The organism is Micromonospora sp. NBRC 101691 (assembly GCF_030269285.1).
Lineage (GTDB): Bacteria > Actinomycetota > Actinomycetes > Mycobacteriales > Micromonosporaceae > Micromonospora > Micromonospora echinospora.
The window spans coordinates 214,551-229,509 of sequence record NZ_BSTB01000004.1 but is presented as its reverse complement, the minus strand read 5'-3'; the positions used below and the strand labels follow the sequence as shown (position 1 = coordinate 229,509).

Here is a 14,959-nt window from a genome sequence, read left to right as displayed (position 1 = left end):
ACGTGAGTCGGAACCTACGCGATCTCGACGAAGTCGAGTTCCGCCCAGCGGCTGCGGTGGTTCAGCCGGAGGGTGTTGTTGCCGGCGTTGAGCGTGACGTCGGCCCGGACCTGCCGCCAGGTCTCCCAACCCGTGTTCGGGTAGGTGACCGCCTGGGCGGCCCCGCCGTTGACGGTCAGGGTGTGCTGGGCGTCGCCGTAACCGGCGGCGTACGCGATGTGCGCGGTGTAGTTGCCGGCGCGCGGGGCGAACACGGTCACCTCGACCCAGCTGTCGGCGTGGTCCATGTACGCCACGGCCTGCCCCTGGGAGGCGGTCGTGGTGGCGCGGACCGCGCAGTTGTTGAGCCGGCCCCGCTCGGCCTCGTAGCGCACCCGGCTGCCCCGTACGACGGGGTAACCGCCGGACCAGCCGAGGTCCGCCACGTACATCCCCCTGGCGCTGTTGTTGTTGATCCAGCCGTGGAAGACGATGCGGTCGCCGCCGGCCTCCCGGACGACGTCCGCGCCCCCGGGGCCCCGGACGGTGTTGTCCAGCGAGGCCGTGGTCATCAGCGAGCGGTACGCCTTGGTGTACGGGCCGGTCAGCGACGTCGAGGTCGCGTAGCTGGTCTGGTAGGCGTCGCCGCCGTACCCGCCGAGGGAGTAGAACAGCACGTACTGGCTGCCGACCTTGGTCAGCACGGGCGCCTCGATGACCCCGGCCTCCTCCGGGCGGCCGCTGCGCAGCAGTTCCACCCGGGAACCCTGCAACGTCAGGCCGTCGGCGGCCACCTGCTGGAGCCAGAGGCTGGTCGGCTGGCCGATCGCGTTGCCGTCGTCCTTGTAGAGCATGTACCGCAGGCCGGTGCTGTCGACGAAGCTGGACGCGTCGATGTCGCCGCCCTCGCCGCCGTTGCAGATCAGTGGTCCGGTGCCGACCGGCGTGAACGGCCCCAGCGGCGATCCGGCGGTGGCCGCGCCGATGCACTGCCGGCCCACGCTGCGGCTGAGCGCGGTGTAGTAGAGCACGTACCGGCCGTCGGCGCGGCGGAACACCTCGGGCGCCCAGGTACGCCCGCTGCTGGCCCAGGCGCCGAGGGTGGGCAGGGCGTTCCCGCGCCGCGTCCACGGGCCGGTCAACGAGGTCGCGGTGGCCACCGGCACGTTGCCGTTGCCGTTGTTGGTCGAGTAGGCGTGGTAGGTGTCACCGACCTTGAGGATGTCGGGATCGGGGAAGTCACTGCCGATGACCAGCGCCGGTGCCGTGGTGGCGGCCAGGGCGGGTGGTGCGGCACTGAGGACGAGAGGGCTGGCCGCGAGGGCGGCGACCAGGCAGGCGAGAAGTCGGCGCATGCCCGAATACAACCACGTACATCGATGTAAAGAAAGGGGTTCGGCGCTACCGGGCGGCGTGCGGATCGCGCGGCGGACGCGCGATCGGCGCGACGGGCACCGCCGGTGACGTGGTCGACACCAGACTCGGCGACTGCTCCGGCCCACCGGCGAGCGAGACCAGCGACGTCAACAGCGACAGCACCGCACCGCCGAGAGCCACCCCGCCGGCCATCGGCCAGTCGGCGGTCAGGACGTCGAACCAGCCGTCGAGGGCCCAGAGGCCGAGCAGGGCCTGCGCGGCCGACTTGACCGCCCGTTCGGCGGCCTGCTTCCAGAAGGTCGTGGTGAACACGGTGTCTCCAGGTGCGACGCGGCCCGGCACCGGCGCGGTCCGGGCGGAGGGGAGCGGGCGGGCGAGCCGCCGGCGTGCGGCGCTCACCTGCGGACAGCCTCCCCGGACCGCCGTCCCGCCGGCGTCACCGACCGTCCGGCCCGCGAAGACGCGACCGCGCCGACCGGACGTGTCCGTCGACGTCCGGCGCTACCAGCGGTTGCGGGCCTCCTCCGCCCAGCCGACCAGACCGTCGAGGTCGATCCGCTCGCCGTCGTCGGTGGCCGCCCAGCCGGTGAAGTGCCCGAAGCACTGGTGGGTCTCGTTGGCGACCACGCCCAGGCCGGTGCGGGAGACCCGCTCGTGGAAGGGGTGGAACGTCACGTCGACCCGGGGGCCGGTGATCCGCCACGGCCGGGTCCAGTCGGAGCGGTCGTACCGCCAGCGCAGCTCGTCGCCGATCTTGTGCAGCCGGCCGTCGACGACGAGCGCGTTCTCGGTGCTCCCGGTGCCGTCGGTCCAGGCCCCGCCGAGCTGGATCGCGCGACCGGGGCCGGCGCCCGCGGCCCAGTTCCAGGTGATCGAGTACGGCCACTTGCCCCGCCCGTGGTCGAGCACCGCGAACGACTCCGTCGCCGGGACGTCGTGCCAGGTGGGACCCACCCGGAACCGGCCGCGCACCGGGCGGCCGACGTCCTTGACCGTGTACTGGAAGCGGTGCCGTCCCCAGGGCACCACCACGCCGAGCGACTCGTGTCCCGGCGGCAGCGGCATGGTCAGGTCGATCTCGACCTGACCGGCGCTGGCCCGCAGGGCGGTCGCCTCGGGCGTCTGGTCGATCGTCACGGTCACCGCGCCGGCCCGGACCGACACCCGGCCCGCGCCGCTGCGCTCGGGCAGGACGACCCCACGGGCCAGCGGCACCACCGCCTCCGTGGCGACCTCCGTGCCGGTGGCCCGGTCGAGCAGGTAGACGCTGTGCACCCCGGCGTAGTCCAGGGACGACGCGACGACCCCGAGGATGTGCGTGGGGGTGACCACACCCCAGTACTCCCACCGCTTGCGCCGGCCCCAGCCCCGCAGGTTGGCCCGGTGCAGCGGCCGGCGGGTCCAGCCGACCGCGTCGGGGTCGAGGCGCCCGTCCGGCAGGCACAGGTCGACCGGCTCGGTGATCTCGCGCTCCTGCGTCACGGCGGCAGGATACCGGCCGGTCGGTCGGCGATGGAGGGTCGACGGAACCGGCGACGGGCGGGCACCCTGTGGTTCTCCGCACCCCACCCGGTGTGGTCGTCGCCGACGGAGTCGGTGGCCGGCCACGTGGTCGACCCACCGATCCGTTCGTAACGTGTGGAGCATGATTCGCACCGCGCACGCCCTGCCCACCACCGGCACCGCCGCCCGGTCCGCCGCCCCGCCCGAGGACGGCCTGGTCGGTTTCGTCACCGACCTGGTCGAACGGCTCGGTGGGCCAGGGGCCGGTCTGGCCGTGGCGCTGGAGAACCTCTTCCCGCCGATCCCCAGCGAGGTGATTCTCCCGCTGGCCGGCTTCGTGGCGGCCCAGGGTCGGATGAGCCTGCTCGGCGCGATCTTCTGGACCACCCTCGGCTCGTTGCTCGGCGCGCTGGCGCTGTACCGGATCGGCGCCGTGCTCGGCCGGGACCGGATCCGGGCGGTCGCGGCACGGCTGCCGCTGGTCAAGCTGAGCGACGTGGACCGTACCGAGGCGTGGTTCCTGCGGCACGGCGTGAAGGCCGTCTTCTTCGGCCGGATGATTCCGATCTTCCGTAGCCTGATCTCCATACCGGCCGGCGTGGAGCGGATGCCCCTGGGCACCTTCGCCCTCTACACCACCTTGGGCAGCCTGATCTGGAACAGCGCCTTCGTGCTGGCCGGCTACCTGCTCGGCGACAACTGGCATCTGGTCGAGGGATACGCCGGGGTGCTGCAGAAACTGGTCATCGTCGGCTGCGTGGTGGCCGCCTGCTGGTTCGTGGGCTCCCGCCTCGTCCGGGCCCGCCGCGGCGGGGCGTCCGCCGCTGGTCCGGTTCCGCCGGTCGAGCCCGCGCCGTCCGCCGCCGAGCCGGTCGGACCCGCGCCCCTGCGTGTCGCCCCCGATCCGGGCGGGCGGGGCACGATCTACCGCAGCGCCCGCTCGGACGAGTGGCCGGCCGACGGGCGGTCCTGAACCGGTGGCGGCGGACCGGCCGGAGTCGCCGCGTCCGGGGAGGAGTTCCCTCGGGGTCGCCCTCGGGATCCTCACCGCCGGCGTCGGGGGGCTCTTCCTCGCGGCCGCGGCCGTCGCCGGGGCCACCGCCGGGGTCGTGCCCCCGGCCCGCCGCCCGGTACACGCCGCGATCCGGCGGTACGCCTCGGCGCTCGTGCGGTACGAGCGCCGTCGCCTCGCCCGGTTCCACGACGCCGAACTCTCGTCCGGCGCGGCGGGCGGGCGGAAGGAGGTGGGCTACCTGGCCGTACGCCTGCTGCCCGGGGCGCTCGGCCTGCTGGCGTACGGGCTGCTCGCCGTCGGTGTGGTGCTGGCGTCGATCGTGTTGCTGGCCACGCTCCGGGGTGACCTCGGCGTGGCCGACGCGTTGGTGCAGGTGGTCGTCGGCGCGGCGTTGTTCCTGGTGAACGTCCAGGCCGTGGCGAGTGTCGGCGCGTTGGACGTGCGGCTCGCCCGGCGCCTGCTCGGCCCGAGCCGGCGGGAACTGCTCGAAGACCGCGTCCGGGAACTGGTGGTGAGCCGGGCGGGCGTGATCGCCGCGGTGGACGCCGAGCGGCAGCGCATCGAGCGGGACCTGCACGACGGGCTCCAGCAGCGGCTCGTCGCCCTCGGGATGCTGCTCGGCCGTGCCCGCCGAAGCCGGGACGCCGCCCGCACGGCCGCACTGCTCGCCCAGGCCCATTCCGATGTTCAGCAGGCCGTCGTGGAGCTGCGTGAGGTGGCCTGGCGGGTGTACCCGTCGGCGCTCGACGACGCCGACCTCGGACAGGCGTTGGAGTTGGTCGCCCAGCGCTCCGACGTACCGGTCCGCATCCGTTGCGACCTGCCGGCACGGCCCGCCCGGCAGGTCGAGACGGTGCTGTACTTCGTGGCCTGCGAGGCGCTGACGAACGCGGCGAAGCACGCCGCCGCTACCCTGATCACCGTCGAGATCGGTGCCGGGGAGGGGGCGGTCCGGATGGCGGTGCGTGACGACGGCGTCGGCGGGGCCGACCCGGCCGGGCGGGGGCTGTCCGGCCTGGCCCGCCGGGTCGGGGCCCTCGACGGGCGGCTGTGCGTCGACAGCCCCGCCGGCGGGCCCACCACCGTCTCGGTGGAACTGCCGTGCGGATAGTGCTCGCCGAGGACTCCACCCTGCTGCGGGAGGGGCTGGCCCGGCTGCTGGCCGAGGAGGGGCACGACGTCGCGGCCACCGTCGCCTCCGCCGAGGAGCTGACCGGAGCCGTCGACCGGCACCGGCCCGACGTCGTGGTCACCGACGTGCGGATGCCACCCACCCACACCGACGACGGGCTGCGGGCCGCCCTGGAGGTCCGGCGGCGCTGGCCGTCGACCGGCATCCTGGTGCTCTCCCAGTACGTCGAGAAACGGTACGCCGCCCGCCTGCTCGCCGACCGCCCGGAGGGTGTCGGCTACGTCCTCAAGGACCGGGTCGCCCAGGTGGACGACTTCCTCGACGCACTCGACCGGGTGGCGGCCGGCGCGACCGCGCTCGATCCCGAGGTGGTCCGGCAGGTGCTGGCCGGCACGGGCCCGGCCGATCCGCTCACCCGGCTGACCCCGCGCGAGCGGGACGTGCTGCACCACATGGCACAGGGCCACACCAACGCGACCGTCGCGGAGCGGCTGCACGTGTCGCAGAGCGCGGTGGAGAAGCACATCAACACGATCTTCGACAAGCTCGACCTGCCACGGGCGGCCGGCTACAGCCGCCGGGTGCTGGCGGTGCTCCGCTACCTCGGGGTCTGAGGTCGCCGGCTGGGTCAGTTCCGCGCCGGCAGGGTGAACCGCCAGCGCCGCGCCCGCAGGACGGGGACGACCCGGTCGACCGCCTCGACGGTCTGGCGACGGTCGCCGCCTCCGTCGTGCAGCAGCACCACGGCGCCGGGCGTGACGCCGTCGACCAGCCGGCGGACGAGTTCGTCGGTGCCGGGCGGCTGCCAGTCGCCGACGGCCAGCCGCCAGCCGAGGGGTCGCATGCCCAGGGCGGCGGCCACGGCGGGCGTCCCTCCCCAGGCGCCGTAGGGGGCGCGGAAGTACCGGATCCGGGCCCCCGGCACGGCCCGTCGGATGGCGTCGTTGGTCGCCCGCAGGTCCGCCGCGATCCGCTCGGGCGGCCAGTGACCCATGTCGTCGTGGCGCATGCCGTGGTTGCCCAGGGTGTGCCCGTCGGCGACGATCCGGCGGACCACGTCCGGGTGGTCGTCGACGTGGTCGCCCCAGAGGCAGAACACGGCCGCGACCCGGTGCCGGCGCAGGACGCCCAGCAGACGCAGGGTGTCGGCGGGGTTCGGTCCGTCGTCGAAGGTGAGGCTGACCGTGCGGCCACCGCCCCGGGCGGTGTCGACGACGGCGGTGCTGGCGGGGCGGGCCGGGGCGGGGTCGGGCACGGGGGAGGGGGGCATCGGGGGTCCTGTCCGTACCGGGGCCGTCGCCGGGGGCGCGGCCGGGCTCAGTGTTCCAGGTAGGTGGCGTGGTCGAAGTCGGCGTGGACGCCGTCGTTGCCCAGGTCCTGGACCCAGAGGCCGAGGAACGCCCCGGTGAAGCCCCACGCCGCCGGTTCCCCGTCGACGATCAGGGCGGCGTGTTCGTCGGAGAGGACGGTGGCGTCCAGCTTCACCGGCAGGTCCCGCCAGCCGGCGCCGAGGTCGTACCCGAACCGGACGACCGGGCCGTCGAACACCGCCCGCAACCCGACCCGACCGGCGTCGCCCACCGCGACGGTGAGGTCGGGGTACGTCGTGCGCCGCCCGCTGTCCGCGCTGAGCAGCTCCAGGACCACCTGCCCGTGGTCGTCCCGGGTCAGGTAGAGGTAGTGCCAGTTCAGGGTGTTGTAGTAGGCGGTGATCCCGGCCAGGTGCCGGTGGTCGAGCGGGTCGAACTCGACGACGGTCTCCAGCGAGCAGTGGGTCGCCCCGACCCGCCGGGCGACCAGGCTCGGCGTCTGCCGGCCGACCGGTGACTGCCCACCGCGGATCCGCAGGTGGGACGGGCGTATCCGCAGGTCGAGCCAGTCCGGGCCGGCCGGCCGGCGCAGCGTCGACCAGTCCGGACCGAGCCGGTCGTCGTCGAAGTGGTCGGTGGTCGGTGCCGGCGGCCACGGGTGCGGGGGCAGGTCGGGCGCGCCGACCTCGTCCGCCGGCACGCCCCCGGGCACGCGGGGCCAACCGCCCGGCGCCCACTCGACCCGCTGGATCGCGGTCTCCCGCCCCAGCACGCAGTTGCCCAGGGGCGTGTAGGGGCGTCCGACCAGGTGCGCCAGGTACCAGTCACCGGCCGGGGTGCGGACCAGGCTGCCGTGACCGGCCTTCTGCAACCGCAGGTCCGGGCGACCGACCGAGGTCAGCATCGGCCCGGCCGGGTCCACCTCGTACGGCCCGAACAGCTCGCGTGACCGCGCGACGGTGACCTGGTGCTCCCAGCTGGTGCCACCCTCGGCGGTGACCAGCCAGTACCAGCCGTCGTGGCGGTAGAGGCGGGGCGCCTCGGTGAGCCCGACGGCGGTGCCCGTGAAGATCGTGCGGGGCCGGCCGACCAGGCGGCGTCGCCGACGGTCGTAGCGTTGGATCTCGATGCCGGCGAAGCGGTCCCGGCCGGGTCGCCAGTCGGCGCTCATGCTCAGCAGCCAACTGTCGCCGTCGTCGTCGTGGAACAGCGAGGCGTCGAAACCCCGCCCGTGCAGCGTCACCGGATCCGACCAGGGGCCGGTGATGTCGGGCGCGGTGACCAGGTAGTTCTGCGGATCCCAGTAGCCGCTGGCGAAGCTGGCCACGTCGCTGTACACCAGCAGGAACTCGCCGTCGTGGTGGGACAGGTCCGGCGCCCACACGCCGTTGGAGTCCCCGCAGCCGCGCAGGTCGAGCAGGCGGCGTTCGGTGATGATCCCGCCCAGCGGTCGCCAGTGCACGAGGTCACGGGAGTGGTGCACCCGCACCCCCGGGTACCACTCGAAGGTCGAGGTGGCCAGGTAGTAGTCGTCGCCCACCCGCAGGATCGACGGGTCCGGGTGGAATCCCGTCAGGACGGGATTGCGGATCGCCGGGGCGGCGGTCGCCACGTCAGCGGTCTCGGTCGACATGTCGGCTCCTCGGGTGCGACTTTCGGCAAACTTCCGGAAGTCCGTTCCGGAAACACTGGAAGTTACGACCACGGTAGCCGCTCTTGTCGCGATAGGACAGACCCCTTGACCCGGTGTGCAACCACGTCGTAGCGTGCCCGCCATCACCTGGTAATACCGGCACCACTTGCGAAACTTCCGGAACACCCTGGCCGCATCGCGTCGGCCAGATCGGCATCCGAGCACCTCGTGAGTCCCCGAAGGGATGAACCAATGGCAGCGCACCTCTCCCGCAGAACGCTGTTCGGCCTCGTCGGCGCCGGTGCCGGCGCCTACCTGCTCGGCGCCTGTGGCGGCGGGGACTCCGGTGACCCGGACGACCCGCAGGCGATCAACTGGTGGCACATCCAGAACACCGACCCGATGCTGCCGGTCTGGGCGGCGATGGCGAAGGAGTACCAGTCCGCGCACGACGGCGTCACGGTCGAGATCCAGCCCCTGGAGAACGAGGCGTTCAAGGCCAAGCTGACCACCGCCACCCAGGCCGGAAGTCCGCCCGACCTCTTCCAGTCCTGGGGCGGCGGCGTGCTCAAACAGCAGGTGGACGCGGGCCTGGTCCGCGACCTCACCGACGACGTACGACCCTGGATCGACACCCTGCTGCCCGCCGCGGTGCAGCCGTTCACCGTCGACGGCAAGATCTACGGCGTCCCGTTCGACGTCGGCATGGTCGGCTTCTGGTACAACAAGGACCTCTTCGCCTCCGCCGGTGTCACCGCCGCGCCCACCACCTGGGCCGGGCTCCTCGACGCGGTCCGGAAGCTCAAGGCGGCCGGCACCGTGCCCATCGCGCTCGCCGGCAAGGAGAAGTGGCCGGGGCACTACTACTGGGCCTACCTGGCGATGCGCATCGGCGGCCTCGGCGCACTGCAACAGGCCGCCAAGGACGGCAACTTCGACACCCCCGACTTCGTCGCGGCCGGTGAACGGCTCAAGGAACTGGTGGACCTGCAACCGTTCCAGAAGGGCTTCCTCGGCGCGGACTACAGCTCCCCGGACGGGCAGGCCGCCACGATGGGCAACGGCGGGGCGGCCATGGAACTGATGGGCCAGTGGGCCCCGTCGGTGCAGGTGTCCTCGTCCACCAGCAAGAAGGGGATCGGCGACAAGCTCGGCTTCTTCCCGTTCCCGGCGGTCGAGGGCGGCCGTGGCTCGGCGTCGGAGGCGTTCGGCGGCGGCAACGGCTTCGCGGTCGGCAAGGACGCGCCCGCGTCGACCGTCGACTTCCTCCGGACGCTGCTCACGGTCGACAACCAGCGCAAGGCCGCGGCGACGGGTGCGGTGCTGCCCACGGTCACCGCCGCCGCCGACGCCATCTCCGATGCGAACAACCGGGTGGTCGCACAGACCCTGGCCGCCGCGACCGGGTTCCAGCTCTACCTCGACCAGGCGTACCCGCCGGCCGTCGGCCAGCAGGTCAACGACAGCGTGGCCGCGTTGGTCGCCGGCGACAAGAGCGCCGAGCAGATCGTCAAGGACATCACCGCGGTGGCGAAGAACCAGTAGGCCATGGCCGACCACCGACCCCTACCCGTCCGCGACAGCAACCGAGTGGAGCAGGCATGACCAGGCCGCCGACGACGTCGGGTGTGCGGGACAGCGTGGTCGCCAAGACAGCGACGCCGCACCCGGTGGCCGCGCGACCGCGTGGCCGCCGGGTACGACCGGGCCGACTGGGCACCCTCGCCGTCTTCCTGGCTCCGGCGGTGGTGCTGTTCCTCCTGCTGGTGATCGCCCCGATCGTGGTGGCGAGCTACGCCAGCCTGTACAAGTGGAACGGCTTCGGCCTGCCGGAGAACTTCGTCGGGCTGGACAACTACACCCGCGCCTTCGGCGACGCCACGTTCCGCGGGGACCTGTGGCGCGGGCTCGTGCTGATCGTCCTGTCGCTGCTGGTCCAGTTGCCGGTCGCCCTCGGCCTGGCCATGCTGCTCAACCAGCCGCTGCGGGGACGCAGCGTCTACCGGCTGGTCTTCTTCGCCCCGTACGTGCTCTCCGAGGTCACCACCGCCGTCCTGTTCACCCTGGTGTTCTCCCCGAACCGGGGGCTGGGCGACACGCTGACCCGCCTGCTCGGCGCGGACGCCGGTACGATCTTCGCCGACCCGGACACCGTGCTGATCGCCGTTTTCCTGGTGATCTCCTGGAAGTACTTCGGCTTCTACATGATCCTCTATCTGGCGGGCCGGCAGAGCATCCCGAAGGAGATCCACGAGGCGGCCACCGTCGACGGGGCCGGCGCCTGGCAGGCGTTCCGGCACGTCACCCTCCCGTTGCTCGGCCCGACCATCCGGATCAGCGTCTTCCTGTCGGTCATCGGCACGATCCAGCTGTTCGACATGGTGTGGGTGCTCACCGGCGGCGGTCCGATCCACGCCTCGGAGACCATGGCCGTGACGATGTACCAGTACGGCTTCCGTCGCTTCGAGGTCGGCTACGCCAGCGCGATCAGCATCGTCATGTTCCTGCTGAGCATGGTCTTCGCCCTGTTCTACCAGCGGATCGTCCTGCGCCGCGACACCGAGGGCGCGCTCACCACCCAGGGAGGCCAGCGATGACCACCACGACGAACCCCGGGGTCCGGGCCCGCCGCATCGTGCTGCACCTCGTCTCCGTCGCCGTCGGCGCGCTCATCGTCGTGCCGGTCCTGTTCGGCGTGCTCGGCGGCTTCAAGGACAACGGCCAGCTCTCCACCAACCCGCTCGGCTGGCCCGACCCGTGGGTGCCCGGGAACTACACCGGCATCCTCACCTCCGAGGTGTTCTGGCGTCAGCTCGGCAACAGCGTCCTCATCGCGGTGGCCAGCACGGTGATCGTGGTCGGGTCGGCGGCGATGGCGGCGTTCGTCCTGGCCCGTTACGCCTTCCGGGGCCGGGAGCTGCTGGCGACCCTCTTCGCGGTGGGGCTGATGTTCCCGTTCGCGGTGGCGATCCTGCCGCTGTTCGTCCTGCTGCGCGGGATGGGCCTGCTGGACAACCCGCTCGGGGTGATCCTGCCGCAGGCCGCGTTCGGGCTGCCGGTCACCATCATCATCCTGCGGCAGTTCTTCCGCACCATCCCCGGCGAGGTCGAGGAGGCCGCCGTCCTCGACGGGTGCGGCCCGTTCGGGTTCTTCTGGCGGGTCCTGCTGCCGATGGCCCGTCCCGCCCTGGCCACCGTCTCGGTGCTGGCCATCGTGTCGAGCTGGAACAACTTCATGCTGCCGCTGGTGGTGTTCACCGACCAGAGCTGGTGGACCCTCCCGGTCGGGGTGCAGGCCTTCCAGGGGCAGTACGCCGACGACACCGCCCGGGTGCTCGCCTACGTGGTGCTGTCCATGGTGCCGGCGCTGGGCTTCTACGCCGTGGCCGAACGCCAGCTCATCGGGGGTCTGGCCGGCAGCGTGAAGGGCTGAGCCGTCGTCCCCCGCCGGCGGGGGGAGCATCGGCGGCTCCGGTAGCCTTCACCGACCACAGGCACGAGCCACGACGAAAGGGCGGACCGTGGGGGCCGACAACGACCGGAACGTCACCATCGCGATGATCGCGCGCCTGGCCGGCGTTTCCGTGCCGACGGTCTCCCGGGTCATCAACGGCCGCTCCGACGTCGCCCCGCAGACCCGGGAACGGGTCGAGGACCTGCTCACCCGGCACGGCTACCGTCGTCGTCCGCCGAGCCGGCGGCCCCGCTCCGGCCTGGTCGACCTGGTCTTCAACGACCTCGACAGCCCGTGGGCGGTGGAGATCATCCGTGGGGTGGAGGACGTCGCGCACGGCAGCGGCGTCGGCACCGTCGTGTCGGCGATCCACCGGCGTACCTCGTCGGCGAAGCAGTGGCTCGACAACATGCGGACCCGCTCCACCGAGGGGGTCATCTTCGTGACCTCGATGGTGGCGCCACCGTTGCAGGCCGAGCTGAGCCGCCTCAACATCCCGGTGGTCATCGTCGACCCGGCCGGGGTGGCCCCGCAGGAGGCGCCGACCGTCGGGGCCACCAACTGGGCCGGCAGCCTGCGGGCCAACCAGTACCTGCTCGGCCTCGGCCACCGGCGGATCGGGTTCATCGCCGGGCCGCCGCAGCTGATGTGCAGCCGGGCCCGGCTCGACGGCTACCGGGCCGCCCTCGAGGCCGCCGGCATCGCCTTCGACGACACGCTCGTCCGTCCCGGCAACTTCTACCACGAGGCCGGGTACGCCGCCGGCACCCAGCTGTTGGCGTTGCCCGACCCGCCGACGGCCATCTTCGCCTCCAGCGACCAGATGGCCCTCGGGGTCTACGAGGCGGTCCGCAAGCGCGGCCTGCGGGTGCCCGACGACGTCAGCGTGGTCGGCTTCGACGACCTGCCCGAGGTCCGCTGGTGCTCCCCGCCGCTGACCACGATCCGTCAGCCGCTGGCCGAGATGGGCATGCTCGCCGCACGGACCGTGTTGCGGCTGGCCCGGGGCGAGAAGATCGAGAGCCCCCGGGTGGAGCTCGCCACCGAACTCGTCGTCCGCGACAGCGCCGCCCCGCCGGCCGACCGGTAGGGCGCCGCCTCACCGGTCCCGGACCGCCCGGCGGGACAGTCCGAACCCGAAGGCGGCGGCCAGCGTCGCGGCGGTGGCGAGGAAGAGCACCGTGCTGCCGTACGCCTCCACCACCACACCGGCCACCACGGAGGAGAGCGGGAAGAGGCCCAGCGCGGCGAAGAGGACCGCGCTCATCACCCGGCCGAGCAGGTGCCCGGCGGTGTTCTGCTGGACCACCGTGATGATCAGCACGTTGGTGACCGTACTGGCGACCCCGGCGACGGCGAGCGCGACGAGCGCGCCGGCGTAACCGGCGAACGGCACCAGCGCCACCGCCCCGGCCATCACCAGCCCGGAGAACATGGCGGTGGCCCCCCGCCGCCGGAGGCCGGTCAGCCCGGCGCTGAACAGCCCGCCGGCCAGCGAACCGCCGGTGAACGCGGCGAGCAGGCCACCGAAGCCGCCGGGACCGGCGGCCAGGTCCACACTGGCCAGGGAGGGTAGGCCGACCCGGACCATCCCGCCGACGGTCAGGTTGGCCGCCGCGGTCACCACCAGGACCGTGCGGAGGAGCGGCGAGTCGCGCAGCAGCCGCCGGAACGTCACCCGTGGGGCCGACGGCGACCCGGCCTCGGCGACGACCGGCACGGCCCGGCGGTGACCCGCCCCGATGGCCGCCAGGCAGACCGCCGACACCGCGAAGGTGAGCGCGTCCACGGTGAACGCCGCTCCCGGCGAGAGCGCGACCACCACCAGGCCGGCCACTCCGGGCCCGGCCAGCCCGGCGGCGAAGGCGGCGGTGCTGTTCAGTGCGTTGCCCGCCTGGAGCTGCTCGGGCGGGAGCAGCCGGGGCGTGATGGCGTACGCCGCGGGCTGGAACAGGCCGGCCCCCAGGCCGGTGCCGGCGACCAGGAGCCCGAGCAGCAGGAGGTCACGGACGCCGGTGAAGGCGGCCACCGCGATCCCGACGGTGGACGCCAGCCGCGCGAGGTCGGCGGCGAGCATCACCCGCCACGCCCCGACCCGGTCGGCGAGGATCCCGCCCAGCGGTGTGGTCGCCAGCCGGCACAGGCCGTAGACGGCGACCAGCAGCCCGAGCTCCCGGGCGCCCCCGCCGATCCGGTAGACCAGCCAGGGCAGCGCGACCGCGTGGAACGCGTCGCCGAAGACCGAGACGGCCTCGGCCGCGAACAGCAGTCGGAAGTTCCGGGACCGCAGCGGCGTCAGGTCCAGCCGGGGCCGCAGGCGCCGACGGGTGGTGGTGGCGGAGTCAGCCATGCCGGGCCACCGGCAGCGACTCCAGCCCGCGCAGCATGATCGTGTTGCGCCACCGGAGGGTGTCCTCGCCGCCGGCCAGTGTCAGCGCGGGGTGGCGTGCCAGCAGGTGGCCCAGCGCCACCTCGCCCTCCAGCTTGCCGAGGAACGCGCCGAGACAGCGGTGCAGGCCGTGACCGAAGGCGAGGTGCCCGGGATCGGCCCGGTCGAGGACGAGCCGGTCGGCGTCGGGGAACCGGTCCGGGTCGCGGTTGGCTCCGCCCAGCGAGACGAGGACCAGCTCACCGGCGGGGATCTCGACCCCGTCGACGTCCACCGGGGCGGTGGTGAACCGCAGCGTCGCCATGCTGACCGGGGACTCGTACCGGAGGAACTCGTCCACCGCCACGGGCAGGGCCGCCGGGTGCTCCCGCAGCCAGCGGTACTGGTCGGGGTGACGGATCAGGGCGAGGGTGGCGGTGCCCAGCAGGTTGACGGTCGTCTCGTGACCGCCGATGAGCAGCAGGAACACCATGCCGACGATCTCGTCGTCGGTGAGCTGGCCCTGGTCGCGGGCGGCGAGCAGCACGGTCAGGATGTCGTCGCGGGGATCGGACCGGCGCTGGCGGAGCAGCGCGGTGATGTAGTCGGTCAGGTCCCGCATCGCCCGGTCGAACGCCTCGGAGTCGTCGCTGTGGGTGAGGATCGCGGTCGACCACTCCCGGTAGGCGAGGCGGTCCTCCGGCGGGAACCCGATCAGCTCACAGATGATCAGCATGGGCAGCGGGAAGGCGAAGTCCGTCACCAGGTCGACGGTGTCCCGGCCGTCGAGCCCGTCGAGCAGCATGGTGGTGATCCGCTCCACCATCGGCCGCATCGCCGCCACCCGCCGGGCGGTGAAGAAGCCGTGGATCAGCCGGCGGAGCCGGGTGTGGTCGGGTGGGTCGCTGTTGAGCATGTGGACCATGTCGCTGCCGAGCGTGGTGCCCTCGACCCGGTCGTCCGCCAGTTCCTGCGCCCGCCGGACGTCCTGACCGAACCTCGGGTCGGCCAGGACGGCCCGCACGTCGTGGTACCGGGCGACCACCCACATCGGCAGCCCCTCGTCGCTGTGCAGGATCGACACCGGACCGTTGGCCCGGATCCGGGCCAGGGTGGGGTAGGGGTCGACGACGAACGGGGCCTGTCCCGGTGGCGCCGGCTCGTCCCTGGTGGTGTCCATGGGTCTCC

The 14,959-nt window shown here is 73.0% G+C and carries 14 protein-coding genes; 7 read left to right on the top strand and 7 right to left on the bottom strand.

Going from position 1 to position 14,959, the window contains the following annotated elements; genetic code table 11:
• Positions 1 to 14: 14 nt before the first annotated feature.
• The 3 genes from QSK20_RS09840 to QSK20_RS09830 all read right to left on the bottom strand — a co-directional run bounded on the left by QSK20_RS09840 (position 15) and on the right by QSK20_RS09830 (position 2,838).
• Complete coding sequence (locus QSK20_RS09840) at positions 15 to 1,334, bottom strand: family 43 glycosylhydrolase (RefSeq protein WP_285788276.1); 1,320 nt, start codon at positions 1,332 to 1,334, stop codon at positions 15 to 17.
• Positions 1,335 to 1,380: 46 nt separating this feature from the next.
• A complete protein-coding gene (locus QSK20_RS09835; RefSeq protein ID WP_285788275.1) occupies positions 1,381 to 1,755 on the bottom strand; it encodes a holin in 375 nt (124 codons plus the stop codon).
• Between the two features lie 102 nt (positions 1,756 to 1,857).
• Positions 1,858 to 2,838 (bottom strand): DUF2804 domain-containing protein, encoded by a 981-nt coding sequence (locus QSK20_RS09830; RefSeq protein ID WP_285788274.1) that lies wholly within the window; start codon positions 2,836 to 2,838, stop codon positions 1,858 to 1,860.
• Positions 2,839 to 3,001: 163 nt separating this feature from the next.
• On the opposite strand from QSK20_RS09830, the gene QSK20_RS09825 reads away from it, so the two are divergent.
• The 3 genes from QSK20_RS09825 to QSK20_RS09815 are packed head-to-tail and all read left to right on the top strand — an operon-like array spanning position 3,002 to position 5,620.
• Positions 3,002 to 3,832 carry a DedA family protein gene (locus QSK20_RS09825; RefSeq protein WP_285788273.1) on the top strand — a complete coding sequence of 277 codons (831 nt, stop codon included), beginning with the start codon at positions 3,002 to 3,004 and terminating at the stop codon, positions 3,830 to 3,832.
• Between the two features lie 4 nt (positions 3,833 to 3,836).
• Positions 3,837 to 4,985 (top strand): sensor histidine kinase, encoded by a 1,149-nt coding sequence (locus tag QSK20_RS09820; protein WP_285788272.1) that lies wholly within the window; start codon positions 3,837 to 3,839, stop codon positions 4,983 to 4,985.
• Positions 4,976 to 5,620 (top strand): response regulator, encoded by a 645-nt coding sequence (locus tag QSK20_RS09815; RefSeq protein ID WP_285788271.1) that lies wholly within the window; start codon positions 4,976 to 4,978, stop codon positions 5,618 to 5,620. Before QSK20_RS09820 ends, QSK20_RS09815 begins: the two co-directional genes overlap by 10 nt.
• A gap of 14 nt (positions 5,621 to 5,634) precedes the next feature.
• On the opposite strand, the gene QSK20_RS09810 is transcribed toward QSK20_RS09815, so the two are convergent.
• Both QSK20_RS09810 and QSK20_RS09805 read right to left on the bottom strand, forming a co-directional pair.
• Positions 5,635 to 6,276 (bottom strand): polysaccharide deacetylase family protein, encoded by a 642-nt coding sequence (locus tag QSK20_RS09810; RefSeq protein WP_285788270.1) that lies wholly within the window; start codon positions 6,274 to 6,276, stop codon positions 5,635 to 5,637.
• Between the two features lie 47 nt (positions 6,277 to 6,323).
• Entirely contained in the window at positions 6,324 to 7,949 is a 1,626-nt protein-coding gene (locus tag QSK20_RS09805) for a glycoside hydrolase family 43 protein (protein WP_285788269.1), read from the bottom strand.
• Between the two features lie 252 nt (positions 7,950 to 8,201).
• Here QSK20_RS09805 and QSK20_RS09800 point away from each other — a divergent pair, with 252 nt between their 5' ends.
• The 4 genes from QSK20_RS09800 to QSK20_RS09785 all read left to right on the top strand — a co-directional run bounded on the left by QSK20_RS09800 (position 8,202) and on the right by QSK20_RS09785 (position 12,493).
• Positions 8,202 to 9,494, top strand: coding sequence for an extracellular solute-binding protein (locus QSK20_RS09800; protein WP_285788268.1), 1,293 nt, complete (start codon positions 8,202 to 8,204; stop codon positions 9,492 to 9,494).
• Between the two features lie 56 nt (positions 9,495 to 9,550).
• Entirely contained in the window at positions 9,551 to 10,546 is a 996-nt protein-coding gene (locus tag QSK20_RS09795; protein WP_285788267.1) for a carbohydrate ABC transporter permease, read from the top strand.
• Positions 10,543 to 11,382 carry a carbohydrate ABC transporter permease gene (locus tag QSK20_RS09790; RefSeq protein ID WP_285788266.1) on the top strand — a complete coding sequence of 280 codons (840 nt, stop codon included), beginning with the start codon at positions 10,543 to 10,545 and terminating at the stop codon, positions 11,380 to 11,382. Before QSK20_RS09795 ends, QSK20_RS09790 begins: the two co-directional genes overlap by 4 nt.
• 88 nt (positions 11,383 to 11,470) lie before the next feature.
• Entirely contained in the window at positions 11,471 to 12,493 is a 1,023-nt protein-coding gene (locus tag QSK20_RS09785) for a LacI family DNA-binding transcriptional regulator (protein WP_285788265.1), read from the top strand.
• 9 nt (positions 12,494 to 12,502) lie between these two features.
• Here the strand turns inward: QSK20_RS09785 and QSK20_RS09780 are convergent, their stop codons facing one another.
• Both QSK20_RS09780 and QSK20_RS09775 read right to left on the bottom strand, forming a co-directional pair.
• Positions 12,503 to 13,753, bottom strand: coding sequence for an MFS transporter (locus QSK20_RS09780; protein WP_285788264.1), 1,251 nt, complete (start codon positions 13,751 to 13,753; stop codon positions 12,503 to 12,505).
• On the bottom strand, positions 13,746 to 14,951 hold the full coding sequence (locus QSK20_RS09775) for a cytochrome P450 family protein (protein WP_285788263.1): 1,206 nt from the start codon (positions 14,949 to 14,951) through the stop codon (positions 13,746 to 13,748). The genes QSK20_RS09780 and QSK20_RS09775 overlap by 8 nt, the downstream gene beginning before the upstream one ends.
• Between the last annotated feature and the right edge of the window lie 8 nt (positions 14,952 to 14,959).